23 protein-coding genes are annotated in these 24,437 nt (G+C 70.2%); 13 read left to right on the top strand and 10 right to left on the bottom strand.

Annotated elements, in window-relative coordinates; translation table 11 throughout:
* The first annotated feature begins 84 nt into the window (after positions 1–84).
* The 3 genes from OIE47_RS08655 (at position 85) to purH (ending at position 3,663) form a co-directional block, all read left to right on the top strand.
* A complete protein-coding gene (locus OIE47_RS08655; protein ID WP_326563028.1) occupies positions 85–1,365 on the top strand; it encodes a cell division protein PerM in 1,281 nt (426 codons plus the stop codon).
* A 109-nt stretch (positions 1,366–1,474) separates the two neighbouring features.
* Positions 1,475–2,095: a phosphoribosylglycinamide formyltransferase gene (gene purN / locus OIE47_RS08650; RefSeq protein WP_326560986.1), complete on the top strand. Its 621-nt coding sequence runs from the start codon at positions 1,475–1,477 to the stop codon at positions 2,093–2,095.
* Complete coding sequence (purH, locus tag OIE47_RS08645) at positions 2,092–3,663, top strand: bifunctional phosphoribosylaminoimidazolecarboxamide formyltransferase/IMP cyclohydrolase (RefSeq protein ID WP_326560985.1); 1,572 nt, start codon at positions 2,092–2,094, stop codon at positions 3,661–3,663. Before purN ends, purH begins: the two co-directional genes overlap by 4 nt.
* A 57-nt stretch (positions 3,664–3,720) precedes the next feature.
* On the opposite strand, the gene OIE47_RS08640 is transcribed toward purH, so the two are convergent.
* From OIE47_RS08640 to OIE47_RS08620, 5 genes are all read right to left on the bottom strand, one after another.
* Positions 3,721–4,749, bottom strand: coding sequence for an ABC transporter ATP-binding protein (locus OIE47_RS08640; protein ID WP_326560984.1), 1,029 nt, complete (start codon positions 4,747–4,749; stop codon positions 3,721–3,723).
* The gene (locus tag OIE47_RS08635) at positions 4,736–5,776 is read right to left on the bottom strand and encodes an ABC transporter ATP-binding protein (protein ID WP_326560983.1); all 1,041 of its coding nucleotides are present in this window, start codon (positions 5,774–5,776) and stop codon (positions 4,736–4,738) included. Before OIE47_RS08635 ends, OIE47_RS08640 begins: the two co-directional genes overlap by 14 nt.
* 7 nt (positions 5,777–5,783) lie before the next feature.
* The gene (locus OIE47_RS08630) at positions 5,784–6,740 is read right to left on the bottom strand and encodes an ABC transporter permease (protein WP_326560982.1); all 957 of its coding nucleotides are present in this window, start codon (positions 6,738–6,740) and stop codon (positions 5,784–5,786) included.
* A gap of 75 nt (positions 6,741–6,815) precedes the next feature.
* Positions 6,816–7,754 carry an ABC transporter permease gene (locus tag OIE47_RS08625; protein WP_326560981.1) on the bottom strand — a complete coding sequence of 313 codons (939 nt, stop codon included), beginning with the start codon at positions 7,752–7,754 and terminating at the stop codon, positions 6,816–6,818.
* Positions 7,755–7,980: 226 nt separating this feature from the next.
* On the bottom strand, positions 7,981–9,621 hold the full coding sequence (locus OIE47_RS08620) for a peptide ABC transporter substrate-binding protein (RefSeq protein WP_326560980.1): 1,641 nt from the start codon (positions 9,619–9,621) through the stop codon (positions 7,981–7,983).
* A gap of 465 nt (positions 9,622–10,086) precedes the next feature.
* Between OIE47_RS08620 and OIE47_RS08615 the strand changes: the two genes are divergently transcribed.
* The 3 genes from OIE47_RS08615 to OIE47_RS08605 all read left to right on the top strand — a co-directional run bounded on the left by OIE47_RS08615 (position 10,087) and on the right by OIE47_RS08605 (position 13,546).
* Complete coding sequence (locus OIE47_RS08615) at positions 10,087–10,947, top strand: bifunctional methylenetetrahydrofolate dehydrogenase/methenyltetrahydrofolate cyclohydrolase (protein ID WP_326560979.1); 861 nt, start codon at positions 10,087–10,089, stop codon at positions 10,945–10,947.
* 244 nt (positions 10,948–11,191) lie between these two features.
* Positions 11,192–12,142, top strand: coding sequence for a malate dehydrogenase (gene mdh, locus OIE47_RS08610; protein WP_326560978.1), 951 nt, complete (start codon positions 11,192–11,194; stop codon positions 12,140–12,142).
* 186 nt (positions 12,143–12,328) lie between these two features.
* Positions 12,329–13,546 carry an NADP-dependent isocitrate dehydrogenase gene (locus tag OIE47_RS08605; RefSeq protein ID WP_326560977.1) on the top strand — a complete coding sequence of 406 codons (1,218 nt, stop codon included), beginning with the start codon at positions 12,329–12,331 and terminating at the stop codon, positions 13,544–13,546.
* Positions 13,547–13,637: 91 nt separating this feature from the next.
* Here the strand turns inward: OIE47_RS08605 and OIE47_RS08600 are convergent, their stop codons facing one another.
* Positions 13,638–13,796 (bottom strand): hypothetical protein, encoded by a 159-nt coding sequence (locus OIE47_RS08600; protein ID WP_326560976.1) that lies wholly within the window; start codon positions 13,794–13,796, stop codon positions 13,638–13,640.
* Positions 13,797–13,942: 146 nt separating this feature from the next.
* Here OIE47_RS08600 and OIE47_RS08595 point away from each other — a divergent pair, with 146 nt between their 5' ends.
* Positions 13,943–14,941: a GNAT family N-acetyltransferase gene (locus tag OIE47_RS08595; RefSeq protein WP_326560975.1), complete on the top strand. Its 999-nt coding sequence runs from the start codon at positions 13,943–13,945 to the stop codon at positions 14,939–14,941.
* On the opposite strand, the gene galT is transcribed toward OIE47_RS08595, so the two are convergent.
* A complete protein-coding gene (gene galT / locus OIE47_RS08590) occupies positions 14,938–16,020 on the bottom strand; it encodes a galactose-1-phosphate uridylyltransferase (RefSeq protein ID WP_326560974.1) in 1,083 nt (360 codons plus the stop codon). The genes OIE47_RS08595 and galT overlap by 4 nt on opposite strands.
* A complete protein-coding gene (locus tag OIE47_RS08585) occupies positions 16,017–16,787 on the bottom strand; it encodes a DeoR/GlpR family DNA-binding transcription regulator (RefSeq protein ID WP_326560973.1) in 771 nt (256 codons plus the stop codon). The genes galT and OIE47_RS08585 overlap by 4 nt, the downstream gene beginning before the upstream one ends.
* A 270-nt stretch (positions 16,788–17,057) precedes the next feature.
* Between OIE47_RS08585 and OIE47_RS08580 the strand changes: the two genes are divergently transcribed.
* The gene (locus OIE47_RS08580; protein ID WP_326560972.1) at positions 17,058–17,819 is read left to right on the top strand and encodes a helix-turn-helix transcriptional regulator; all 762 of its coding nucleotides are present in this window, start codon (positions 17,058–17,060) and stop codon (positions 17,817–17,819) included.
* The gene (locus OIE47_RS08575) at positions 17,807–18,001 is read left to right on the top strand and encodes a DUF397 domain-containing protein (protein ID WP_442792064.1); all 195 of its coding nucleotides are present in this window, start codon (positions 17,807–17,809) and stop codon (positions 17,999–18,001) included. The genes OIE47_RS08580 and OIE47_RS08575 overlap by 13 nt, the downstream gene beginning before the upstream one ends.
* A gap of 65 nt (positions 18,002–18,066) precedes the next feature.
* Here OIE47_RS08575 and cysC read toward each other — a convergent pair whose 3' ends face one another.
* Positions 18,067–19,596, bottom strand: a complete 1,530-nt coding sequence (cysC, locus tag OIE47_RS08570; RefSeq protein ID WP_326560971.1) for an adenylyl-sulfate kinase — start codon at positions 19,594–19,596, stop codon at positions 18,067–18,069.
* A gap of 185 nt (positions 19,597–19,781) precedes the next feature.
* Here cysC and OIE47_RS08565 point away from each other — a divergent pair, with 185 nt between their 5' ends.
* Genes OIE47_RS08565 through OIE47_RS08550 form a run of 4 tightly spaced genes read left to right on the top strand, consistent with a single transcriptional unit; the run spans position 19,782 to position 23,187 of the window.
* Positions 19,782–20,702 carry an ABC transporter ATP-binding protein gene (locus OIE47_RS08565; RefSeq protein ID WP_326560970.1) on the top strand — a complete coding sequence of 307 codons (921 nt, stop codon included), beginning with the start codon at positions 19,782–19,784 and terminating at the stop codon, positions 20,700–20,702.
* A complete protein-coding gene (locus tag OIE47_RS08560) occupies positions 20,689–21,567 on the top strand; it encodes an ABC transporter permease (protein ID WP_326560969.1) in 879 nt (292 codons plus the stop codon). The genes OIE47_RS08565 and OIE47_RS08560 overlap by 14 nt, the downstream gene beginning before the upstream one ends.
* The gene (locus tag OIE47_RS08555) at positions 21,564–22,475 is read left to right on the top strand and encodes an ABC transporter ATP-binding protein (protein WP_326560968.1); all 912 of its coding nucleotides are present in this window, start codon (positions 21,564–21,566) and stop codon (positions 22,473–22,475) included. The genes OIE47_RS08560 and OIE47_RS08555 overlap by 4 nt, the downstream gene beginning before the upstream one ends.
* A 1-nt stretch (position 22,476) precedes the next feature.
* On the top strand, positions 22,477–23,187 hold the full coding sequence (locus OIE47_RS08550) for an ABC transporter permease subunit (RefSeq protein ID WP_326560967.1): 711 nt from the start codon (positions 22,477–22,479) through the stop codon (positions 23,185–23,187).
* A gap of 83 nt (positions 23,188–23,270) precedes the next feature.
* Here the strand turns inward: OIE47_RS08550 and OIE47_RS08545 are convergent, their stop codons facing one another.
* Positions 23,271–24,371, bottom strand: coding sequence for a hypothetical protein (locus OIE47_RS08545; protein ID WP_326560966.1), 1,101 nt, complete (start codon positions 24,369–24,371; stop codon positions 23,271–23,273).
* Positions 24,372–24,437 lie beyond the last annotated feature (66 nt).

Below are 24,437 nucleotides of genomic sequence, written 5' to 3'. Positions count from 1 at the left end.
GAGCCGGACCTCGATCGCACCCGCTCCGGCCGTGAGGCCGGCCTCGACCGCGCGCCCGCGAACCGTGACCCCGACCGGGAGCGGATGCTCGCGGGTCGTACGGCATCCACGGCGGGGAGCAGGACGGCCCGACCGGACGGGCCGTCGCCCGTACCCGCGCGCCGGTCCGGACGGGCGCCGCTGCCGGTGGCCGCCGCCGTGGCGACCGGCTGGGCGGCCTCCCTGTCCTACCTGCCGGTCGCGATCATCCTGGGCTTCGCCCGGTTCACCGAGGACGCCGGTGCGGTGGGCGGGGCGGCCCGGGTCGGGATGGCCGGCTGGCTGCTCGGCCACGGTGTCCCGCTCGAAACCGACGCCGGAACCCTGCACCTGCCCCCGCTGGGGCTCGCCGTACTGGCCGCCTGGCGGGTCGCGCGGGCGGGCGTACACACCAGCAGGGCGATCGGGGCACGACAGCACGGCACCCCGCGCCAGGCGTTCTCCGTCGCGGGCGCGGTCGGCGTCGCGTACGGGCTGCTCGGAGTCGTCGCCGCCCTGATCGTCAACGCCGGGGGGCAGCAGGTGTCACCGGTACGGGCAGGGCTCACCCTCACCTGCTTCGGCGCGCTCGCCGCGCTCGCCGGTGCACTGCCGATCACCGGCACCCTCGGTGCACTCGCCCGGCGTACCCCCTCGGTGTTGCGCGACGGGCTGCGGACCGGATTCGTGGCCGCGCTGCTGCTGCTCGGTGCCGGTGCCGGCGCGGCCGGTCTGGCGGTGGCCACCGGCGGCGGTGCGGCCAGCGACATGCTCGCCGCGTACCGGACCGGTGTGGTGGGGCAGGCCGGGATCACCGTGGTCAGCGTCGCCTACGCCCCGAACGCCTCGGTCTGGGCCGCGTCGTACCTGCTCGGACCGGGGTTCGCCATCGGCACCGACACCAGCGTCAGTACCACCGAGGTCACGGTGGGCGCGCTGCCCGCCGTACCGTTGCTCGCCGGACTGCCGTCCGGGCCGATCGGCGGCCTGCGCGCGGCACTGCTCGCGGTGCCGGCGATCGCCGGCATGGCCGCAGGCTGGCTGCTCACCCGGCGGTCGCTGCGCCGGGCCGGGCTACCGCCGTCGCCCGCGCCGATGCCCCGGATGTCCGGTCGGGGACGGCCCGCGGTGCGGTGGGCGCCGCTGCTCGCCGCCGCGGCGATCGGGGGCCCGGTGGCCGGCGCGTTGCTCGGCCTGGCCGCATGGGCCTCCGGCGGGTCGCTCGGCGGCGGCCGGATGGCCGAGGTCGGTCCGGTGAGCTGGCAGGTGTCGGTGATCGCCACCGTGGTGTTGGCGGTCGGTGCGGTGGTCGGTGCCGCCGTCACCCGCGCCTTCGCCCGCCCCTGAGCGCGCCCCGCGCCCGCGTCACCCGCCTTCGACACCGGCCCGCGCCACGGGCGGGGGATTACCGTGAGCCGCCGCAGAGCCGGGCTGAGCTGCCCGATAGGGTGCTCGGGTGACTGAGCCCGTGTCGGCCGCCCGTGTCGTCGTCCTCATTTCCGGGTCCGGTAGCAACCTGCAGGCGTTGCTCGACGCGGCCACCGATCCGGCGTACGGCGCCCAGGTGGTCGCCGTCGGCGCGGACCGGGACGGCATCGCCGGACTCGACCGGGCCACCGCCGCAGGGGTGCCGGTCTTCGTCGACCCGCTCAAGGCGTACGCCGACCGGGACGAGTGGGACCGGGCGCTCGCCGCGCACGTCGCCGAACACAAACCCGACCTGGTGGTCTCGGCCGGCTTCCTCAAGCTCGTCGGCCCGCACTTCCTCGCCGCCTTCGGCGACCGCTACCTGAACACGCACAACGCGCTGCTGCCCGCCTTCCCCGGCATCCACGGCCCGCGCGACGCGCTCGCCTACGGGGTGAAGGTCGCCGGCGCCACGCTCTTCTTCGTCGACGCCGGTGTCGACACCGGACCGATCGTCGCCCAGGTGACGGTGCCGGTGCTCGACGACGACAACGAGGAAACCCTCACCGAACGCATCAAGGTTGCCGAGCGCGCCCAGCTCGTCGAGCAGGTCGGCCGGCTGGTCCGCGAGGGCTGGACCATCACCGGAAGAAAGGTCACGATCCCATGAGCACCACCTCCGATGGCCGGCGGGCGCTACGCCGCGCGCTGGTCAGCGTGTACGACAAGACCGGGCTGACCGAGTTGGCCCAGGCGCTGCACGCCGCCGGGGTTGAGATCGTGTCGACGGGCAGCACCGCCGCCACCATCGCCGGTGCCGGCATCCCGGTTACCCAGGTGGAGGAGCTGACCGGCTTCCCCGAGACCCTGGACGGGCGGGTCAAGACCCTGCACCCGAAGGTGCACGCCGGTCTCCTCGCCGACCTGCGGCTGGACACCCACACCGCCCAGCTCGACGAGCTGGGCATCGCCCCGTTCGACCTACTGGTGTCGAACCTCTACCCGTTCACCGAGACGGTCGCCTCCGGCGCGGACTTCGACGCCTGCGTGGAGCAGATCGACATCGGCGGTCCGGCGATGGTCCGGGCCGCGGCCAAGAACCACGCGTCGGTGGCGGTGGTGACGTCGGTGCAGGCGTACCCGTCGGTGCTGGACGCCCTGGCCGGCGGCGGTTTCACCCTCGGCGAGCGACGCGCGCTCGCGGCGCGGGCCTTCGCCGACATCGCCGAGTACGACGTGGCCGTGGCGCAGTGGTTCGCCCGGGACCTGGCCTCGGAGCGGGAGTGGCCGGACTTCTCCGGGCTCGCCCTGCGCCGCGGTGCCACCCTGCGGTACGGCGAGAACCCGCACCAGCGGGCCGCGGTCTACCTGGACCCGGCGGCCCCGGCCGGGCTGGCGCAGGCACGGCAGTTGCACGGCAAGGAGATGTCCTACAACAACTACGTCGACGCGGACGCGGCCTGGCGGGCGGCGAACGACTTCGGCCCGGACCTCCCGGTCGTCGCGATCATCAAGCACGCCAACCCGTGCGGCATCGCCACCGGGGTCGACGTGGCCGACGCGCACCGCAAGGCGCACGCGTGCGACCCGGTGTCGGCGTTCGGCGGGGTGATCGCGGTCAACCAGCCGGTCTCGGTCGAGCTGGCCAAGCAGATCGCCGACATCTTCACCGAGGTGGTGGTCGCCCCGGACTTCGCCGAGGGCGCGGTCGAGGTGCTGGCCGGCAAGAAGAACATCCGGCTGCTCCGGGTGCCGGCCTGGCAGCCGGCGTCGGTCGAGTGGCGGCCGGTCACCGGCGGGGTGCTGGCCCAGTCGCCGGACCGGATCGACGCCCCCGGTGACGACTCGGCCAACTGGCGCCTGGTCGCCGGTGACAATGCGGCGCCGGAACTCCTGCGGGACCTGGTCTTCGCCTGGCGGGCGATCCGGTCGGTGAAGAGCAACGCGATCCTGCTCGCCGCCGACGGCGCCACCGTCGGGGTGGGCATGGGGCAGGTCAACCGGGTGGACTCGGCCAGGCTGGCGGTCTCCCGTGCGGGTGCCGACCGGGCCCGTGGCGCCGCTGCCGCCTCGGACGCCTTCTTCCCGTTCGCGGACGGCTTGCAGGTCCTGCTCGACGCCGGGGTGCGCGGTGTGGTCCAGCCCGGCGGCTCCGTACGCGACGAAGAGGTCATCGCCGCCGCCCAGCAGGCCGGTCTGACCATGTACTTCACCGGTACCCGGCACTTCTTCCACTGATCGTGCAAACGGGGCGTGGACGGGCCTTCCCAGGCCCCGTCCACGCCCCGCCGTACGTCAGGCGACGACCTGCTTGAGCTCCGCGAAGTGGCAGGCGGACGGGTGCGGGTCGACCGCACGCAGCACCAGTTGCGGGTCCTGGGTGGCGCAGATGTCCTGGGCCTTCCAGCACCGGGTACGGAACCGGCAACCCGACGGCGGGTCGGCCGGCGACGGCACGTCCCCGGTCAGCCGGATGATCTCCCGGTGGGCGCGGGCCGACGGGTCCGGCACCGGCACGGCGGAGAGCAGTGCCTGGGTGTACGGGTGGGTCGGCCGCTCGTAGATCTCCTCGTTCGTACCGATCTCCACGATCTTGCCGAGGTACATCACGGCGACCCGGTCGGCGATGTGCCGGACCACGGACAGGTCGTGCGCGATGAACACGTACGACAGGCCCAGCTCGTCCTGGAGCTTCTCCAGCAGGTTGATCACCTGAGCCTGGATCGACACGTCCAGCGCCGACACCGGCTCGTCACAGACGATCACCTCGGGGTTCAGGGCCAGCGCCCGGGCGATCCCGATCCGCTGCCGCTGCCCACCGGAGAACTGGTGCGGGTACCGGTTGATGTGCTCGGGGTTGAGCCCGACGATGTCGAGCAGCTCCCGTACCCGCCGGCTCCGGTCACCGCGCGGGGCCACCTCGGGGTGGATCTCGTACGGCTCGCCGATGATGTCGCCGACCGTCATCCGGGGGTTCAGCGACGTGTACGGGTCCTGCATGACCATCTGCACGTTGCGACGCAGCCGCCGAAGGCCGGAGCCGGACATCTTGAAGATGTCCTGCCCCTCCAGGATCGCCCTGCCACCGGTCGGCGTCTCCAGCCGCATGAGCAGCCGGGCGAGGGTCGACTTCCCGCAGCCGGACTCGCCGACCACGCCGAGGGTCTCACCACGGCGCAGTTCGAAGCTCACCCCGTCGACCGCCTTGACGGCGCCGATCTGCTTCTTGAAGACGATTCCCTGGGTGATCGGGAAGTGCTTGACGACGTTGTCGACCTGCAGGATCGTTTCGCCACGCACCTTGGTTGCGCTAGAGCCGGCCATCGAGGACCTCCTGGGCAAAGTGACATGCGCTGGTCCGGCCGTTGCCGAGGTTCCGGTTCTCGGGCACGACATCGACGCAGACCTGCTGGGCGTACGGGCAGCGCGGGTGGAAGGGGCAGCCCGAGGGGATGCGCATCAGGTTCGGTGGCAGGCCCTTGATGGTGGAGAGCTCCTGGCCCCGCTGGTCCAGCCGGGGGATCGACTCCAGCAGACCCTTCGTGTACGGGTGGCCGGGCCGCGAGTACAGCGAATGTACGTCGGCGTGTTCGACGATCCGGCCGGCGTACATGACGGCGATCCGGTCCGCGACGTCGGCGACCACACCGAGGTCGTGGGTGATCAGGATCATCGCCATGTTCAGTTCCCGGCGCAGGTCACCGAGGAGGTCCATGATCTGGGCCTGCACGGTGACGTCGAGCGCCGTGGTGGGCTCGTCGGCGATCAGCACCCGAGGGTTCAGCGCCAGCGCCATCGCGATCATGACGCGCTGGCGCATGCCGCCGGAGAACTGGTGCGGGTAGTCACCCACCCGCTGCTTCGCGGCCGGGATCTTGACCAGTTCCATCAGCTCGATGGCGCGCTTGCGGGCGTCGGCGCGGGACAGGCCCTCGCGCTGGCGCAGGGTCTCGCCGATCTGCCAGCCGACCGGGAAGACCGGGTTCAGCGCGGAGAGCGCGTCCTGGAAGATCATCGCGATCTCTTTGCCCCGGACCTGCCGGCGCTGCTCCTCGGGCATCTTGAGCAGGTCGCTGCCGTCGTACAGGATCTGGCCGGACGGGATGACGGCCGGCGGCATGTCCAGGATGCCCATGATCGCCTGCGCGGTGACCGACTTGCCGGAGCCGGACTCGCCGAGCACGGCCAGGGTCTCCCCGGCGTCCAGGTGGTACGAGACGCCGTTGATCACCTTTGCCACGCCGTCGCGGGTGTTGAACTGGACGTGCAGGTCCCGTACCTCGAGCAGGTGCGGGTGGTCACCACCGCGGGCGGACGGCGCCGCGATGGGCTGGGCCGAAAGGTAGCTCATGATTTGATCACCGCAGCTTCGGGTCGAAGGCGTCGCGGATGGCGTCGCCGAGCATGATGAACGCGAGCACCGTCAGGGCGAGGAACGTGGACGGGACGATCAGCGGGGTGGCCGACTCCCGCATGTGCACCCGGCCGGCGTCGATGTCCATACCCCACGAGATCGTCGGTTCCTTGAGGCCGATCCCGAGGAACGACAGGGTGGCCTCGGCGGCGATGAACGCGCCGAGGGCGATGGTGAGCACCACGACCACCGGGGCGAGCGAGTTCGGCAGGATGTGACGCCACATGATCCGGCCGTTGCCGGCGCCGAGCATCCGGGCCGCCGCCACGTAGTCCTGCTGCTTCGCGCTGATCACCGAGGACCGGATGACCCGGGCCGCGGTGGTCCAGCCGAGGATCGCGAGTACGAAGATCAGAGCGGCGATCCGGGCCCACTGGTTGTCGCTGCTGATCCGCTTGAGCAGCACGATCGCGGCGAGCAGCAGCGGGAGGCCCAGGACGATGTCGATGACCCGGGACAGCACCGCGTCGACCCAGCCGCCGAAGTAGCCGGCCAGCATCCCGACCACCACGGCGATGATGCCGGTGAGCAGTGCGGAGAGGGCGCCGACCAGGAGCGACGCGCGGGCGCCGTACACCGAGCGGGCGTAGATGTCGCAGCCCTGGAAGTTGTAGCCGAAGATGGCGCCGCCGGTCGGACCCTGGTGCTGCCGGGAGAGCGTGCAGTCGGTCGGGTCGTTCGAGGTGAGCAGGCTGGGGAACGCCGCCATCAGGGTGACGATCACGACCAGGCTGAGCGAGACCCAGAAGATCGGATTGCGGCGCAGGTCGCGCCATGCGTCACCGGCGAGGCTGCGCGGCTTGTGCAGCACCTCCACCTTGCCGGGCGCGCCCGGTTCCCCGGTGGGCCCGCGCCGCGCGCTCGGGTTCTCGCTCGCGGCGACCGTTCCGTAGTCACTCATGCCTGCACCTCGCTGCGCTCGTACTGATCGCGCTCACCGCGCTGCTCGAACCGGTACTCGGTTGTCCGTGGCCGCTCAGACATAGCGGATCCTCGGGTCGAGTACGGCGTAGAGGACGTCGACCACCAGGTTGCAGATCAGGTAGACCACGACCAGGATGCTGACGATTCCGACCACCAGCGGGCCGTCCTCGGTACGGATACCGCGGAAGAGGTTGAACCCGATGCCGGGGATGTTGAACACGCCCTCGGTGATGATCGCGCCGCTCATCAGGTTGCCCAGCTCGACGCCGAGGAACGTGACCACCGGGATCAGCGAGTTCCGCAGGACGTGCACACCGACGATGCGGCGTTGGGGCAGACCCTTGGACTTCGCCGTCCGTACGTAGTCGGACCGCATGTTCTCGGCGACCGACGTACGGGTCAGTCGCAGCGCTGTGGCCAGGGAGAGCGAGCCGAGCACGATGCCGGGCAACAGGAGGGCGTAGAAGCTGGGCTGCGCGCCCGCGGTGGGCGGGAACCAGCCGAGCTTGACGCCGAGGAAGTACTGCGCGAGCGGGGCCAGCACGATGGTCGGGATGCCGAGCACCAGCAGGGTCAGCAGCAGCGTCGCGTTGTCGAAGAAACCGCCCCGGCGGATACCGGCGATGACCCCGGCGCTGACGCCGAAGATGATCGCGACGGCGATGCCGATCAGGGCGAGCTTCAGGGTGACCGGCCAGGCGGTGGAGATCATGTCGCTGATCTTGCGCTGGGTCAGCGACATGCCCAGGTCACCCTTGAGCAGGTTGCCGATGTAGTCGAAGTAGCGGTAGAAGAAGCCGCCGACCCCGGTCTTGTCGAGATGGAACGTCTCGGTCAGGTATGCCCGCTGGGCGGGGGTAACCGGCCGCTCGCCGGCGAGTGCCTGGATGGGGTCGCCCTGGCCGGCGAACATCAGCGCGTAGACGATCAGAGTGGTCCCGAAGAATGCGAGGACCATCTGCAGCAGGCGCCGCACAATGTAGCGGAACATACCTTAGCTTTCTCTCCGAATATGGATGAAAGTCGTACGAACGATCGTTTCGGCGTACGAAAGTATCCGGGCACTCAAGGCCCGGATTTTCGGCGGGGAAACACCTCGCGATGTGCCCGGCGGAACAGTCCGGCGTCGGCGTTCTTGGGCGACGCCGGACTGCTCCATCCATGGCCCGAGCCACCGGGGATTACCGGATGGACCGAACCAGATTCGGGGGGTCAGCTCAGCTGACGGCCTCGATCTTGGTCAGATTGACCCGCTGGAACAGGTCGATCTCAACGTTCTTGACCTTGCTCGAGTAGCCGAAGTTGTTCTGACCGAAGCGCAGCGGAATCACCGGCAGGTCGTTCGCCAGGATGTCCTCAGCGGCCTGGTACTTCTTGATCGCCTCGTCCGGGGTGGCGGCCGAGACGCCTTCCTTCACCAGCGCGTCGAACTGCGGGTTGCTGTACCCGTAGTAGTTCGACGAACCGTTCGTGGTGTAGAGCGGGCCGAGGTAGTTCTCCATGGACGGGTAGTCCATGATCCAGCCGAGCCGGAACATGCCGACCGGCTTCTTCGCCTCGACCTTGTCCAGCAGGTCGGCGAACTTCGGCTCGGCAGTGCCGACGCAGTCCACGCCCAGGTTGGTCTTGAGCTGGTTGCAGGTCGCGTCGACCCAGTCCTTGTGGCCACCATCGCCGTTGTACGAGATCTGGATCTTCGCCGGGCCGCCCGCGGCGGTGTACTCCGACTTGGCCTTGGCCGGGTCGAACACACACGCGGTGCCGCAGGTGTTGTCCCGGTATCCGGCGACAACCGGCGAGACGAACGAGCGGGCCGACTGCTGCGAGTCCTTGAAGACCGACTTGATGATCTCGTCGCGGTCGATCGCCTCGGAGATCGCCTTACGAACCTCGGGCTTGCTGAAGCTCGGGTCGAACGTCGGGAACGCCAGGAACTGGAACGACGACGCCGGGCTCTGCTGGTACCGGTCGCCGAGGTCGCTCGCCGCGCTGGTCAGGTTCTCGGTCGGGATCGTCGGGACGACGTCCAGGTTGTCCGAGATCACGTCCGCGTACGCGGCGGTGAGCTGCTGGTAGATCCGGAACTCGACGCCGGCCACCTTCGGCTTCTCGCCGGGGAAGGCGTCGTACTTCTCGACCTCGACCTTGGCGTCGTGCTGCCAGGTGCCCTTCATCTTGAAGGGGCCATCGCCGATGATGGCGTCCTCGAAGCCGTCCTTGATCACGCCGGGGGCGGAGAAGGCGGCGTTCGGCAGCGGGTAGAAGGCGTTGTACCCGAGCATCGTCTTGAACTCGGAGTACGGCGCGGAGAGGGTGACGGTGAAGGTCGAGTCGTCGACCTTCTTCAGCCCGCTCATCGTCTTCGCCTTCGGCTCGGGGGCCTTCTGCGGGCCCTCTTCGCCGTCCGGGTCGGTCGACTGGAGGTCGTCGTACCCGGCGATCTTCTCGAAGAAGTAGCTGGCGCCCTGGCCGTTCGGGGCATAAGCGCCGTAGTTCCAGGCGTTGATGTAGCTGTCGGAGGTGACCTTCTCGCCGTTGTGGAAGGTGTAGCCGTCCTTGAGCTTGATCGTCCAGGTGGTGTTGTCGGTGCTCTGGATCGACTCCGCCTGAACCTCGTAAGGCTTGTTCTGTGCGTCGTAGTCCACCAGCGGGGTGAACAGGGCGCTGAGGACCTGGTTCCCGCTCGTCTCGGTGGTGTTGGTCGGGATCAGGTGCTGCGGTTCACCGATCTGGATCGACACCGTAGCGTTGGGGTTGCTTTCCCCGGAACCGCCGTCGTCGCCGCTGCCACAGGCCGCGAGGCCCAGGGTTGCGACGAGCGGTACGGCGGCCCAGGCTGCGAGCCTACGGACCTGCATTGAGCCTCCTCATCTCCTCACGCTGGGCAGCCAGGTCCCGGGTACGGGTCACTCTGCGCAACGCTCGGCAAAGGTAGGTCGTCGCGGGACCCTAGTCCAAACCAGCGGATTACGACTGAATAACGGTCGCCTGAGAGTCTGCTTGCGGTGCGGGTTGAGCTCTGGTAAAGAAGGTTCGGTACGAACCGCGCAATCTATAGCCTTATTTCGGCATTTGCTGGGCCAAACCCCGCAATCGGCGGTGATCTCCGCGTGGCCTACGCCACCTGGGGTTTGTCCGGCTTGTGCCTGGCTGCACGCTCATACTGTGGACAACTCCACAGCCGGCTACCCCGAGTGACGAACAACACGGTTACGGAAAGTTACATCATCATTGATTCCGTCGTGCCGACCGCCAACCGGCCCGTGAACCGGACAACCGGGTGTCCCCGAAGCCGGACGGCCCGCCGTGAGACGATCAGGGGCGTGACGGCGACCCTTCTGGACGGCAAAGCGACCGCGGCGGAGATCAAGGACGAGCTACGGGTGCGGGTGAAGGCCCTCGCCGAGCGGGGCCTGGTCCCCGGGCTCGGCACCGTACTCGTCGGTGCGGACCCCGGCTCGCAGGCGTACGTCAACGGCAAACACCGCGACTGTGCCGAGGTGGGCATCGCCTCGATCCGCCGCGAACTGCCCGCCGACGCCACCCAGGAGCAGGTCGACGAGGTCATCGCCGAACTCAACGCGGACCCCGCCTGCCACGGCTACATCGTCCAGCTCCCGCTGCCGCGTCACCTCGACACCCAGCGGGTGCTGGAGCTGATCGACCCGGAGAAGGACGCCGACGGTCTGCACCCGGTGAACCTGGGCCGGCTGGTGCTGGGCTACGACGGCCCGCTGCCCTGCACCCCGCGCGGCATCGTGGAGCTGCTCCGCCGGCACGACGTACCGCTGCGGGGTGCCGAGGTGGCGGTGGTCGGACGCGGCAACACCGTCGGCCGTCCGCTCGGCCTGCTGCTGACCCGGCGCAGCGAGAACGCCACCGTGACGCTCTGCCACACCGGCACCCTCGACCTCGCCAAGCACACCCGCAACGCGGACATCGTGATCGTCGCGGCCGGCGTACCCGGGCTGCTCACCGCCGACATGGTCCGGCCCGGCGCCACCGTGGTCGACGTCGGGATCACCCGCGTGATCGGCCCGGACGGCAAGGGTCGCTACACCGGCGACATCGCGGCCGAGGTGGCCGAGGTCGCCGGGGCGATGGTGCCGATGCCGGGCGGAGTCGGCCCGATGACCCGGGCCATGCTGCTGACCAACGTGGTCGAGCGGGCCGAACGCGGCTGACCGGGCCGAACAGCGGCTGAGCGGGCCGAACGCGGCTGACCGAGCCGAGCGGTCACGGGCTGAAGCCGGCTGGTCGGGGTACCCGGTGAACGGGCCGCCGTGGACGCGGCCGGAGCGGTCGGGTCGGCCCGGCCGGATCGGTCAGCCGGGGACGATCAGGCAAATCAGCCCCTGGCCGGACCGGTGGTCCGTTGGCTGATACGGTCCGGAAAAGAACCCGTCGGTAACAGAGAGTGGGACGACCATGGGCAAAAAGGTCACCGTCGTCGGCGCCGGTTTCTACGGCTCGACGACCGCGCAGCGACTGGCGGAATACGACGTCTTCGACACGGTCGTGATCACCGACATCATCGAAGGTAAGCCCGAGGGGCTGGCGCTGGACATCAACCAGTCGCGGCCGATCGAGGGCTTCGAGACCAAGGTGGTCGGCCAGACCACCGGACCGAACGGCGAGGGTTACGAGGTCATCGAGGGCTCGGACGTGGTGGTCATCACCGCGGGCCTGCCCCGCAAGCCGGGAATGAGCCGGATGGACCTGCTCGCCACCAACGCCAAGATCGTACGTGTGGTGTCCGAGAGCGTGGCCAAGTTCGCCCCGAACGCGGTGGTCATCGTCGTCTCGAACCCGCTGGACGAGATGACCGCGATGGCCCAGCTCGCCACCCAGTTCCCCAAGCAGCGGGTGCTCGGCCAGGCCGGCATGCTGGACACCGCCCGGTTCACCACCTTCGTCGCCGAGGAACTGGGCGTACCGGTGGCCTCGGTGAAGACCCTCACGCTCGGCTCGCACGGCGACACCATGGTGCCGGTCCCGTCGCGCAGCACGGTGAACGGCAAGCCGCTGCGCGAGGTGCTCCCGGACGCCAAGATCGAGGAGCTGGTGGTCCGTACCCGTAACGGTGGCGCCGAGGTGGTCGCGCTGCTCAAGACCGGTTCGGCGTACTACGCCCCGTCCGCCGCCGCGGCCAAGATGGCGAAGGCCGTGGCGACCGACTCCGGCGAGGTCATGCCGGTCTGCGCCTGGGTCGACGGCGACTACGGCATCTCCGGGGTCTACCTCGGTGTCGAGGCCGAGCTGGGCCGTGAGGGTGTCCGTCGGATCGTCACCACCGACCTGGACGCCGACGAGCTGGCCAGCCTCAAGGCCGCCGCCGAGGCGGTCCGGGCCAAGCAGGGCGACATCGCGAACCTCTGATCGAATCCGCCCCGTCAGGGGCGACAGGCAGCACCGGAAAGAGTGGCCGTCCGACCCCGGACAGCCACTCTTTCCGGGTATCAGGGGAAATGCCGGCGGGCAGGGCAGGCCGGGCGTGCGCCATCAGGCAGAGCCAGTACGCTCGTACTGCTTGAGCATGTGTCCCCCGAGAGGAGCGCCCGGCCGATGGCGAAGATCAAGGTAACCAACCCGGTCGTAGAGCTCGACGGCGACGAGATGACCCGGATCATCTGGAAGCAGATCCGGGAGCAGCTGATCCTGCCCTACCTCGACGTCGACCTGCACTACTACGACCTGTCGATCCAGTACCGCGACGAGACCGACGACCAGGTCACCGTTGACGCGGCCAACGCCATCAAGACCCACGGCGTCGGCGTGAAGTGCGCGACCATCACCCCGGACGAGGCCCGGGTCGAGGAGTTCGGCCTCAAGAAGATGTGGCGCTCGCCGAACGGCACCATCCGGAACATCCTCGGCGGCGTTGTCTTCCGTGAGCCGATCATCATGTCCAACGTGCCGCGCCTGGTGCCCGGCTGGACCAAGCCGATCATCATCGGCCGGCACGCGCACGGCGACCAGTACAAGGCGACCGACTTCGTGGTCCCCGGACCGGGCACGGTGACCATCACCTACACCCCGGCCGACGGCAGCGCGCCGGTCGAGATGGAGGTCGCCAAGTTCCCCGGCGGCGGCATCGCGATGGGCATGTACAACTTCGACGAGTCGATCCGCGACTTCGCCCGCGCCTCCCTGCGCTACGGCCTGGACCGCAACTACCCGGTCTACCTGTCGACCAAGAACACGATCCTGAAGGCGTACGACGGCCGGTTCAAGGACATCTTCGCCGAGGTCTTCGAGGCGGAGTTCAAGGCCGACTTCGATGCCGCCGGGATCACCTACGAGCACCGGCTGATCGACGACATGGTCGCCGCCGCGCTCAAGTGGGAGGGCGGCTTCGTCTGGGCCGCCAAGAACTACGACGGTGACGTGCAGTCGGACACCGTCGCGCAGGGCTTCGGCTCGCTGGGCCTGATGACCTCCGTGCTGATGACCCCGGACGGCCGTACGGTCGAGGCCGAGGCGGCGCACGGCACGGTCACCCGGCACTACCGGCAGTGGCAGAAGGGCGAGAAGACGTCGACCAACCCGATCGCGTCGATCTTCGCCTGGACCCGTGGCCTCGCCCACCGGGGCAAGCTCGACGGCACCCCGGCGGTCTCCGAGTTCGCCGAGAAGCTGGAGCAGGTCTGCATCGAGACCGTCGAGGGCGGTCAGATGACCAAGGACCTCGCCCTGCTCATCTCGCGGGACGCCCCGTGGCTGAGCACTGACGAGTTCATGGCCGCGCTCGACGAGAACCTGGCGAAGAAGCTCGGCGCCTGATTTTCGAGCACGTTCACCGGAAGCCCGCCGGCAGTCGCCGGCGGGCTTCCGCGTACCCCGGGGGTGGCGGTCGTGGGACGGCGGCGGCGCTTCATCGACGTACGTCATGATCGATTTTGTGGCCCGTTACCGGCATCGGCCCGCGCTCGTTGACCAGGGTGGACGTGATGCCAGTCGCGTCCAGGAGGACCAGCCACTCGATGTCGCCGGAAACGGCGCCGGTCGGGCAGTCCTCCCGGCTGTTGCGCACAGCCAGCCGTCCCTTCCCTGCGGGGGGCCCTGTCCCGGGCCCCCCGCACCCTTCTGTACGGATGAGCGTCGGGCGGACGCGGACGGGTCACGGCGTGGCCCAGCTCATATCGGTCATCTGGCCTCACCGCCCCTAGGGTTGATCACGTGAGTACGCCCCTGACCTCGACCGACGTCAAGATCCGTCCCTTCCGCCCGGCGGACCTGGACGCGGCCGTCGACCTGCTGGTGCTCGCCGCCGGTGATGACAAGCGGTACCGGCTGACCGACCGGTTGACCGCCGCCGAGCCGGGTCAGATCCACCACGCCCTCGTCGCCGAGCGCGCCGGTGTGGTGGTGGGCGCCGCCAAGCTGACCACCGAACCCGCCTATCCCGGTACGGTCTCCGCCCTCGTCGCGGTCGCCGAGTCACACCGAGGACAGGGTGTGGGCAGCGCCCTCGCGGCAGAACTCGCCGACCTGGCGGCGAAGACCCTCGCGCCGGGGACGGTGGTGACCACCGCCCTGCGCGACGACCTCGACCGGGGTCGGCGGTTCGCGGAACGCCACGGCCTGGTGCTGACCAACCACAGCGTCGGCTGGCGGTTCGACCTGGCCGGCCGGGGCGATGAACTGGCCGCGCTCGCGGCGTCGACCGCCGACCGGGCCGTGGTCCGGGTCCGGGTGGTCGACATCGACGCGGACGAGGCGGTCATCCTGGAATGCGTCGGCCGCACCCTGGCCGGGCTGCCGGTGCCCGGCGGCGAGGACCAGGCCGTCGACCTGGCGTACGCCCGGAGCGTGATCCCGGACGGGGCGATCGTGCTGCTGGCCGAACCGTGCGAGCCGGAGGGCTCACCGGCACTGGGGCTCACCATCGTCAGCACCCAGGCCGCTGACTGGTACACCGTCTACACCGGTGTGGATGTCGCCCACCGGGGCAGGGGTGTGGCCAGTGCCCTGAAGACCGCTGCCCTGCGGCACGCGTACGAGGCCGGTGCCGTCGCCGTGACCACGCACAACGACGACACGAACGAGCCGATCCTGCGGGCGAACCGGGCACTCGGCATGACCCCGAGCGTCGGCTACTGGAGCCTGGTACGCACCTTCGACGGGAGAGCGGACGGTAGGGCGGGTCCTCCTCCTCCCGCCCCACCGCGACGCTAGCGCCCGGCCTGGCGCAACCGCTCCGCCGCCTGCTCCGGCCGGATGTCGTTGATGAACGCGCCCATGGCCGACTCCGAGCCGGCCAGGTACTTCAGCTTGTCCACCGCCCGCCGGATGCTGAACACCTGAAGGTGCAGGTGACTCACGTCCCGGCCCTCGTGCACCGGCGCCTGCTGCCAGGCCGAGATGTACGGCATCGGCAGGTCGAAGAGGCGGTCGAAGCGGTTCAGCACGTCCAGGTAGAGGGGACCGAAGGCGGCCCGTTCCGCCTCGTCCAGTGCCGGGATGTCCGGTACCGCCCGGTGCGGGGCCACGTGCACCTCGAACGGCCAGCGTGCGGCGGCCGGGACGTACGCGGTCCAGTGCTCGTTCGAGACCACCACCCGGTCCCCGGCGGCCCGCTCGGCGGTCAGGACGTCGGCGTACAGGTTGCGCCCACCGGTCCGCTCGGCGTGCCGGCGGGCGGCGCCGAGCAGCGCCCTGGTCCGGGGCGGCAGGAACGGGTACGCGTAGATCTGGCCGTGCGGGTGCTGGAGCGTCACCCCGATCTCCACCCCCCGGTTCTCGAACGGGAAGACCTGCTCGACACCGGGGATCCGGGACAGTGCGGTGGTCCGGTCGGCGAGCGCGTCGAGCACCGTACGGACCCGCTCCGGCGACAGGGTGGCGAAGGAGGCGTTGTGGTCGGAGGTGAAGCAGACCACCTCGCACCGCCCGAGCCCCGGTCGGGTGGGCGTGAACGGGGTCAACTCGCCCGCCGGCTCGCCCTCCCGGTCGCTCAGCGACGGGAACCGGTTCTCGAACACGGCCACGTCGTAGTCGTACGCGGGGATCTCGGTGGAGTGGGTCGGGGTGGACGGGCAGAGCGGGCACTCGGCGGTGCTCGGCAGGAAGATCCGGGTCTGCCGGTGTGCCGCCACCGCCACCCACTCGTCCACCAGCGGGTCATAACGTAGCTGCGAGGCGGGCGGCGGCGGGGGCAGATCCCGCCGGTCCGGCTCGCTCCGATCCGCACCCTCGTGCTCGTCGAAGTAGATCAGCTCACGCCCGTCGGCCAGTTTGATCTCGGTCCGTCTCATTCCACTACCACCAGTTCCATGACGTGTTCCAGGAGCGTGAGCCGGGCCGGTTCGGGCAGGCCGTCGTCGGTGACGACGGTGTGCGCGGCGGCCAGGTCCGCCATCGAGGAGATGCCGACCGTGCCCCACTTCGTGTGGTCCGCGAGGACCACCAGCCGCTCCGACGCGGCGACCAGGGCCCGGTTGGTTTCCGCCTCCATCAGGTTCGGGGTGGTGTAACCGGCCCGGACGCTCATCCCGTGCACGCCGAGGAAGACCAAATCCAGGTGCAAAGTACGGATCGCGCCCACCGCCACCGGCCCGACCAGCGCGTCCGACGGGGTGCGTACGCCACCGGTGAGCACCACCGTCTGGTCCGGTCGACCGGCCCGGTGGAAGATCTCCGCGACCGGGATCGAGTTCGTCACCACGGTCAGCCCTGCGGTGTCGACCAGCCGGTGGGCCAGGGCGGCGGTGGTGGTGCCGGCCGACAGCGCCACCGCCATTCCGGGCTGCACCAGGTGCGCGGCCTGTGCGGCGATCGCCGCCTTCTCGGAGAGCTGGCGGGCCGACTTGGCCACGAAGCCGGGTTCGTCGGTCGAGCCGGAGTCGGCGGAGGTAGCGCCGCCGTGCACCTTCGCCAGCAGGCCCCGCTCGGCGAGCAGGTCCAGGTCGCGGCGGATGGTCATGTCCGACACCCCGAACTCGCCGGCCAGGTCGCTGACCCGTACCCCGCCGGCCACCCGTACCCGGTCCACGATCGCCGCCTGCCGCTGTTGGGCGAGCATCAGCCGGTCCCTCCCGCAGTCACACGTAATCCAACAGATACGAACATTACCGCGCGTGGAGGTGGGTGCCTCGGCGGGCTCCCGGTGGAGTGAATCTTGTGGACTTCCCGGGCGTTCCTCGGGACGTCCCGACCATTCAAGACGTCCTGGGGGATGGCGACTGGACACCGGAAAAAGCCGCTGAAAGGCCTGGTCGGTAAGGGGCAGACATAGACGGTCCTGCTCCCTATGGTCGGTAGGCGTCAGCACGTCTCGAACGGAGGTCTGGTCGTGAACGAAGCGCTGCGGGTGGCGATGGCGGAGCAGGGGCTGAGCTGCGAGGTGCTGGCCGAGAAGGTCGGTGTCGATCCGAAGACGGTGGGACGCTGGCTGTCGCCGGGGCGGATCCCGCACGGCCGGCACCGGATCGTGGCGGCCAAGGTCCTCCGGCGGGAGATCCTCGACCTCTGGCCCGATGAGGGTCGGCGGCGGCGGGACGTCCCGTGGTTCCGGCCGTGGCGCGAGGCGGAAGCGCAGTCACTCGCACTCCGGAGCTTCGAGGCGAGCGTCATTCCGGGACTGCTGCAAACCGAGGCGTACGCCCGCGCGGTGCTGGCCAGCGGCCCGATCGCCGCCGAGGACGTCGAGCGGTTCGTCAAGGTACGGATGGAGCGGCAGAAGGCGGTGTTCGACCGGCCCCGGCCGCCACTCGCTGTTTTTGTCGTGGACGAGGCGGCACTGCGACGAGGTGATCCCGGTTTGATGAACGAGCAGCTCGACCACTTGGTCGAGATGGCCAGCCGGCCGAACCTGTTTGTGCACGTCATCCCGTTCAGCGCCGGACTCTATCCGGGGCAGGCCGGATCATTCGTCATCGGCAGCGTCGAAGGCTCCCGCGATGTTTCGTACCTGGACAACCAGTTGGCGGGTCAGCTCGCGACCGAACCGAACGAACTGGCCGTGCTGGTACGGGTCTGGGATGCTGTTCGCGGGCACACGCTGCCCCGCGACCAATCGATCGAGTTGATGAAGGCCAGGCCATGGATGAAGTGATGATCAGCCCGCACTGGCGCACCAGCACGCGCAGCAGCTCGAACGGCGGCAACTGCGTGGAGGTCGCCGACAACCTGCCCGGCCGGGTGCTGGTCCGGGACACCAAGGACCGCGACGGCGGCACTCTCAGCTTCGGTCCGGACGCCTGGCACGCCTTCGTGCAGCTCGCAAAGCGTCACTGACTCCCACCCACGTCACGCCCCCGTACCGTCGCGACTGACGGCGCGGGGGCGTTGCCGACTCAGGCTCAGGCCGGTTGGAGGCGGGGCTCGACCCAGCCGGTTTCGGTCAGGTGCACCAGCACCGCCGCGACCGCCTCGTCGATCGTCCCCTGGCTGGTGTCCAGCACCAGGGCGGCGTCGGTCGGCTCCTCGTACGGGTCGTCGATGCCGGTCATCCCCTTGATCAGACCTGCTCGGGCGCGGGCGTACAGGCCCTTGCGGTCGCGTTGCTCGCACACCTCCAGCGGGGTGGCGACGTGGACCAGCAGGAAACCCGCCCCGGCCGCGTGGGCCATCTGCCGGGCGGTCGCCCGTGCGGCGGCGTAGGGCGCGATCGGGCAGCAGATCGCCAGGCCGCGGTGCCGGGCAACCTCCGCGGCCACCCAACCGATCCGGCGTACGTTCAGATCCCGGTCGGCCTTGCTGAAACTGAGCCCGGCGGACAGCTCCCGGCGTACCACGTCACCGTCGAGCAGGGTGACGGTCCGGTCGCCGCTCTCCCGCAGCGCGTCGGTGAGGCCGCGCGCGACGGTCGACTTGCCCGAGCCGGACAGCCCGGTGAAGAAGACGACCAGCCCCCGGTGCCGGCGCGGCGGCCGGGCCCGGGCCAGCTCACGGGCCACCGCCGGGGGAGTGTGCCACTCCGGCAGCGGGAAGCCCCGGTCCAGGAGGTCGTCGATCTCGTCCGGGCGCAGGGCCAGCCGCCGGTTGCGGGGCGGGATGTCGTCGCGCCACCGCCACTGCCCGTCCCGGTTGTCGTAGGCCAGCTCGCGGGGGACCAGGACCCGCAGGCCGGGGCCGGCGAGCATCTCGCCGGTGGAGAGCAGGTGGGTCACCCCGTACGCGGCGGCGACCCGGGCCCGGAGCAGGGCGTCGCGGATCTCGTCGCCCCGTCCCGCCATCGGGATGGCGACCAGCGTCGCCGGGGGCATCCGGTCGCGGGCGGCGAAGACGCTGCGGACCAGCACCTCCGGCGGCAGCCCGTCCGGGTTGGTGTCGGTGACCGGGATCAGCACCAGCAGGTGCGCGGCGAGCGTTTTGGCGGCGTGTGCGATCTGCGCGAGCTGGGGGCGGTGCAGCGGCCGGTCGGTGATCACACCGAGCACCCGGCCGGGCGGCAGCAGGTCGCGTACCTCGCTCGGGGATCGGCGCAGCCGCTGGAACGGGCCGTGTCCGCCGTCGCCGAGGGCACGCACCGCGCCACCGACGCCGTACGAGCCGTCCCGGGTCGGCCAGAGGTCGGTGACCTCCAGCAGGGCCACCGGGGCGTCCTCCAGGTCGGTCAGCACCAGGGCCCGCCGCAGCGGATTGGCGAGGTCCAGTCCCTCGGCCACCCCCGACGGCACCTGAAGCGTCACCGGCACCGGCCACGGGGTGCCGTCGGCCAGCCGACCGCGCCGGCCCAGTGCGGCCAGGTCGGCCCGCCCCAGGAACCCGCCCAGCGGCGCGTACGCCCCACTGAGCAGCAGCTCCAGATCGGCCAGCTCGTGCGGACGCGGCGTGTACGCCGGCGCGTCCCGCAGCACCTCATCGGGTAGCACCCACCCGTTGCTCATCGAACCCCCCACCCACCCGACCGGCACACAGTTTCTCAGCCAGCCGCCCATCGGTCGAGAGTGCCACCCCACTCCACTCCGGGCAGATGATCGTCAACCCCTAGTGGCCCGGCCGGTCCCATTCCAGGGAAGGGCCAGGGTGGTGCGGGAACCCCGAGCTGGCCGATCGGGCCTACGCTGGCCGCGTGACACTGATCGCGACCCAGTCGCTCACCAAAACGTACGGCAACCGGGTGACCGCGCTCGCCGATCTCACGGTCGCGGTCGAGCCGGGCGTCATCGGGCTGGTCGGTGCCAACGGCGCCGGAAAGTCCACCTTCATCAAGATCATGCTGGGTCTGCTCGCCCCGACCTCCGGTCAGGTACGGGTCCTGGGCCTCGATCCGACCACGGAGAGCCAGGCGGTCCGGGCCCGGGTCGGCTACATGCCGGAACACGACTCGCTGCCGCCGGACCTGTCCGCCGCCGAGTTCGTCACCCACCTGGGCCGGATCAGTGGCCTGCCCCGTACGGTCGCCCGCGAGCGGGCCTCGGAGGCGCTGCGGCACGTCGGCCTCTACGAGGAGCGCTACCGGCAGATCGGCGGCTACTCCACCGGCATGAAGCAGCGGGTGAAGCTGGCCCAGGCACTGGTGCACGACCCCGACCTGCTGCTGCTCGACGAGCCCACCAACGGTCTCGACCCGGCCGGGCGGGACGCCATGCTCGGCCTGATCCACCGGATCGGCACCGAGTTCGGCATCTCGGTGCTGGTCTGTTCGCACCTGCTGGGCGAGGTCGAGCGGATCTGCGACACCCTGGTCGCGATCGACGGCGGACGGCTGCTCCGCTCGGACAACATCACCGCGATGACCACCGCGATCGACGTACTCGCGGTCGAGGTGAGCGAGGGCACCGAGGAACTCGCCGCCCGGCTCGCCGCGCTCGACCTCCCGGTCCACCGCGAGGACCGGATGCTGCTGGTCCGGCTCGACGACGACCGCACCTACGACCTGATCCTGACCGCCGTCGCCGAACTGGACCTGCCGCTGCACCGGCTCGACCAGCGCCGGCACCGCGTCGCCGAGCTCTTCGCCACCCGGGAGACGACCAATGCCCACGCCTGAACCGAGGACTGCCCCCAGCGGGGTCATCCACGACATCGGCTACCAGCGGTACGACGGGCCCAGGCTGGGCCGGCGGCACATCCTCGGCGCGCTGTACCTGCACAGTCTGCGTACCGCCTTCGGGCTCGGTCGCAGCGCCAAGGCGAAGATCTTCCCGTGGCTGATCATGAGCGTGGTCGGGGTGGTCGCGGTGGTGCTCACCGCGATCCAGGTGCAGACCGGCGTGGCGGCACTGGGTTACAACGACTTCCCCGAGGTCCTCAGCATCCTGATCATCTTCTTCTGCGCGGCGGTCGCGCCGGAACTGGTCAGCCGTGACCTCCAGACCGGGGTGCTGCCGCTCTACTTCGCCCGGCCGCTGGAGCGCGCCGACTACGCGATCGCGAAGCTGGCCGCACTGATCACCGCGACGTTCCTGCTGCTGGCCGTACCCCTGACGGTGATGTTCGCCGGGGCCGCCTTCTCCGCCGACAACCTCGGCGCGGTCTGGCGCGAATTCGGCGACTACCTGCCCGGTGTCGCCTACGCGGCGCTGCACGCGGTGGTCTTCTCCTCGGTCGCGGTGCTGGTCGCGGCGCTGGTGAAGCGCCGGGCGGTCGCCGCCGCCGCGGTGGTGGCGGCCTTCCTGGTCACCACCCCGATCGTCGGGGTCCTGGTGGTCCTGCCGTACGAGACCAGCAGGGAACTCTCCGGCCTGGTCAACCCGGCCAGCCTGGTCAGCGGCGTCGGCGACTGGCTGTTCGAGACGACCGGTGACATGGGCATCGGCGGGTGGGGCCCGCTCTACGGCGTGGTCACCGTCGCCCTGGTCGCGGCCTGCGTCCTCCTGCTCTTCGCCCGCTACCGGAAGGTTGCCCGCTCATGACCGACGTGGAACTGAACGGGGTGTCCCGCTGGTACGGCAACGTCGTCGCCGTCAACGACGTGACCATGACCCTCGGTGCCGGGGTGACCGGCCTGCTCGGCCCGAACGGCGCCGGCAAGACGACCCTGCTGCACATGATGGCCGGCTTCCTCGCCCCGTCGCGTGGTGCGGTCACCCTCGGCGGCGAGCCGACCTGGCGCAATCCCGGTGTCTACCGGCGACTGGGCCTGGTCAGCGAGCGCGAGGCGGTGCACGGCTTCCTCACCGCGTACGAGTTCGTGCTGGCCAGTGCGCGCCTGCACAGGCTGCCGGACGCGGAGTCGGCGGCCCGCCGGGCGATCGAACTGGTCGAGATGACCGACGCGCAGGACCGGCGGATCGACACCTACTCCAAGGGCATGCGGCAACGTACGCGGGTCGCGGCGGCGCTGGTGCACTCGCCGGAGGTGCTGCTGCTCGACGAGCCGTTCAACGGGATGGACCCGCGTCAGCGGCTGCACATGATGCAGCTCCTGCACTCCCTCGGCGAGGCCGGGCACACCATCCTGTTCAGCTCGCACATCCTGGAGGAGGTCGAGGAGGTCTCCGGCACCGTCCAGGTGATCGTCTCCGGCCGGTTGGCCGCCTCCGGTGACTTCCGTTCGATCCGGCGGCTGATGACCCACCGCCCGCACGTCTTCACCGTCCAGTCCAGCGACGACCGGCGGCTCGCGGTCGCGCTGATCGGGGAGCCCTCGGTCAGCGGGGTCGAGCTGGACAAGGAGGGGCTGACCGTACGCGCGGGTGACTACGGCAGCTTCACCCGCGTACTGCCCAAGATCGCGCTCGGGTCGGGCATCCGGGTACGCCGCCTGCTGCCCTCGGACGAATCCCTGGAGAGCGTCTTCTCCTACCTGGTGGAGGCCTGACATGTCGACTATCTCCTGGATCACCACGCGGGGGCTCTTCGGCCGCCGCAGGTTCCTGCTGCTGGTCCCGCTCCCGCTGCTGCTGGTGACGCTGGCCGCCCTGCCCCGCGCGGCGGGCGCCGACGTACGCGAGTGGGCGCCGGTGGTGCTGGTCGGGCTCGGGTTGGCCGTCGTCCTGCCGGTCATCTCGCTGATCGTCGGTACCGGGGTGCTCGGTGCCGAGATCGACGACGGCACGATCGTGCACATCCTCACCAAGCCGCTGCCCCGCTGGCAGATCATCCTGCCGAAGCTGGCCGTGTCGGCCGGGGTGAGCGCGGTGACCGTGGCCGTCCCGCTCTACGTGGTCGGGGTGCTCGCGGACTCCGTACGCCTGGGGTTGGCCCTGGTGGTGGCGAGCGCGATCGGTGCGCTGGCGTACTCCGCGGTTTTCCTGGCCCTGAGCCTGCTCACCCGGCGGCCGGTGCTGCTCGGCCTGGTCTACGTGCTGATCTGGGAGGGACTGCTGGGCAACTTCGTCGGCGGGACCCGCAACCTGTCGATCCAGCAGTACGTGATCACGATCGCCGACAAGATCGCCCCCACCGAACTGCTCACCAGCCAGGTCAGCCTCCCCGTCTCGATCATCATGGCCGCCATCCTCACAATCGGCTTCACCATCCTCGCCATCGACCGCCTCCGCTCCTTCTCCGTAGCCGGCGAAACCAGCTGACCCACCCCGCACCCCTCGTCGTCGGTGCGCAGATGTAGAGAAAGAGTGGCAATTTCCTCGGGGATTGCCACTCTTTCTCTACATCAGTGCGGATCTTGGGGACGGGGGTGCGGGCGCGGGCGGCGGGTCCAGGAGTGGAGGCCCTCGCCTCGGATGGCGGTGGCGGCCAGTAGGAGGAGGAGGCCGGCCACGGCCCAGATCGCCAGGGTGGCGGCGGGCCAGGCGGCGGCGTCGGAGCTGAAGTAGACCACCGCTCTGACCAGGTCGGTGGCGAGCCCGGGAATGTTCCACAGGTGCATGTCCCGGAAGAAGTCGGGCAGGAACTCGGGCGCGTAGATGCCGCCGGAGCCGGGGTTCCCGAGCACCACCAGCAGCAGGATGACCAGGCCGGTGCCGAGCAGCCCGAGCCAGCCCTGCACCGCCGCGGCGGCCATCGCGGCGGCGAACGCCGCCAGCGCCCCGGCTCCGACCAGGCCGGCGAAGTGGGTGTGCCACACGTCCAGGCCGGGGCCGGTGACCAGCGCCCCGGCCAGCCCGAGCAGGGCGGAGTAGACGGCCAGGCCGCCGATCCGGGCGCCGGCGCGGGACAGCGTACGGGGTGTGGTGCCCAGGGTGATGCCGAGCACGGTGGCACCCAGGTAACCGCCGAGGACCAGCCCGACGGCCAGGTAGAACGGCACCAGGCCCCGCTGGTCGTTGGCGGCGATCGGCACCGCGTCGCTGACCGCGAGCGGAACCTGACCGCGCTGCGCCGCCGTCTGGACGATCTGGGTGATCACCTGGGCGGCGATCGGCGCGGCGGCGCTCGCCGTGACCAGGGTCAGCGCCGGAGTGCCGCCGCCGGTGGTCGAGGCGAGTACGGCGTACACGTCGCGTCCGTTGAGCGCCTTGTCGGCTGCGGCTCGGCTGTCGTACTCGACGGCTCTGAGTGCCTTGTCCTGTTGCCGTACGGCGGCGAGGAGCGTACGCGCCGGCTGGTCGCTGCGGACCACCCCGACGGGTACGTCCCTGGGAGTCGGATCGTGCAGGGCGCCCGCGTACGCGGCGATGAAGGCGGTGGCGAGCACCAGCGTGCCGAACAGCAGCACCGCGCTACGGATCAGCGACCGCCGCCACGACTCCCGCCCCACCGGCTCGGCCCGATGCCCCACCACCCCACTCCCCGCGCCCCCCGCATCCCCCATCCACCCAGCCTATGAAAGCGAGTTTCCCCTTGAAGCACTTTCACTGTTTGAGTGGCTATTCCGGTG

It is taken from the genome of Micromonospora sp. NBC_01796, assembly GCF_035917455.1.
Lineage (GTDB): Bacteria > Actinomycetota > Actinomycetes > Mycobacteriales > Micromonosporaceae > Micromonospora_G.
The sequence above is the reverse complement of the archived record's forward strand: the minus strand, read 5'-3'. Positions and strand labels throughout refer to the sequence as shown.

What these genes read in the sequence shown, in the direction of transcription:
- OIE47_RS08655 (WP_326563028.1), top strand. Translation starts at nt 85, where the DNA reads ATGCTCGCGGGTCGTACGGCATCCACGGCGGGGAGCAGGACGGCCCGA.
- purH (WP_326560985.1), top strand. Translation starts at nt 2,092, where the DNA reads ATGAGCACCACCTCCGATGGCCGGCGGGCGCTACGCCGCGCGCTGGTC.
- OIE47_RS08640 (WP_326560984.1), bottom strand. Translation starts at nt 4,749, where the DNA reads ATGGCCGGCTCTAGCGCAACCAAGGTGCGTGGCGAAACGATCCTGCAG.
- OIE47_RS08635 (WP_326560983.1), bottom strand. Translation starts at nt 5,776, where the DNA reads ATGAGCTACCTTTCGGCCCAGCCCATCGCGGCGCCGTCCGCCCGCGGT.
- OIE47_RS08630 (WP_326560982.1), bottom strand. Translation starts at nt 6,740, where the DNA reads ATGAGTGACTACGGAACGGTCGCCGCGAGCGAGAACCCGAGCGCGCGG.
- OIE47_RS08625 (WP_326560981.1), bottom strand. Translation starts at nt 7,754, where the DNA reads ATGTTCCGCTACATTGTGCGGCGCCTGCTGCAGATGGTCCTCGCATTC.
- OIE47_RS08620 (WP_326560980.1), bottom strand. Translation starts at nt 9,621, where the DNA reads ATGCAGGTCCGTAGGCTCGCAGCCTGGGCCGCCGTACCGCTCGTCGCA.
- mdh (WP_326560978.1), top strand. Translation starts at nt 11,192, where the DNA reads ATGGGCAAAAAGGTCACCGTCGTCGGCGCCGGTTTCTACGGCTCGACG.
- OIE47_RS08605 (WP_326560977.1), top strand. Translation starts at nt 12,329, where the DNA reads ATGGCGAAGATCAAGGTAACCAACCCGGTCGTAGAGCTCGACGGCGAC.
- galT (WP_326560974.1), bottom strand. Translation starts at nt 16,020, where the DNA reads ATGAGACGGACCGAGATCAAACTGGCCGACGGGCGTGAGCTGATCTAC.
- OIE47_RS08585 (WP_326560973.1), bottom strand. Translation starts at nt 16,787, where the DNA reads ATGCTCGCCCAACAGCGGCAGGCGGCGATCGTGGACCGGGTACGGGTG.
- OIE47_RS08575 (WP_442792064.1), top strand. Translation starts at nt 17,807, where the DNA reads ATGGATGAAGTGATGATCAGCCCGCACTGGCGCACCAGCACGCGCAGC.
- cysC (WP_326560971.1), bottom strand. Translation starts at nt 19,596, where the DNA reads ATGAGCAACGGGTGGGTGCTACCCGATGAGGTGCTGCGGGACGCGCCG.
- OIE47_RS08560 (WP_326560969.1), top strand. Translation starts at nt 20,689, where the DNA reads ATGCCCACGCCTGAACCGAGGACTGCCCCCAGCGGGGTCATCCACGAC.
- OIE47_RS08555 (WP_326560968.1), top strand. Translation starts at nt 21,564, where the DNA reads ATGACCGACGTGGAACTGAACGGGGTGTCCCGCTGGTACGGCAACGTC.
- OIE47_RS08550 (WP_326560967.1), top strand. Translation starts at nt 22,477, where the DNA reads ATGTCGACTATCTCCTGGATCACCACGCGGGGGCTCTTCGGCCGCCGC.
- OIE47_RS08545 (WP_326560966.1), bottom strand. Translation starts at nt 24,371, where the DNA reads ATGGGGGATGCGGGGGGCGCGGGGAGTGGGGTGGTGGGGCATCGGGCC.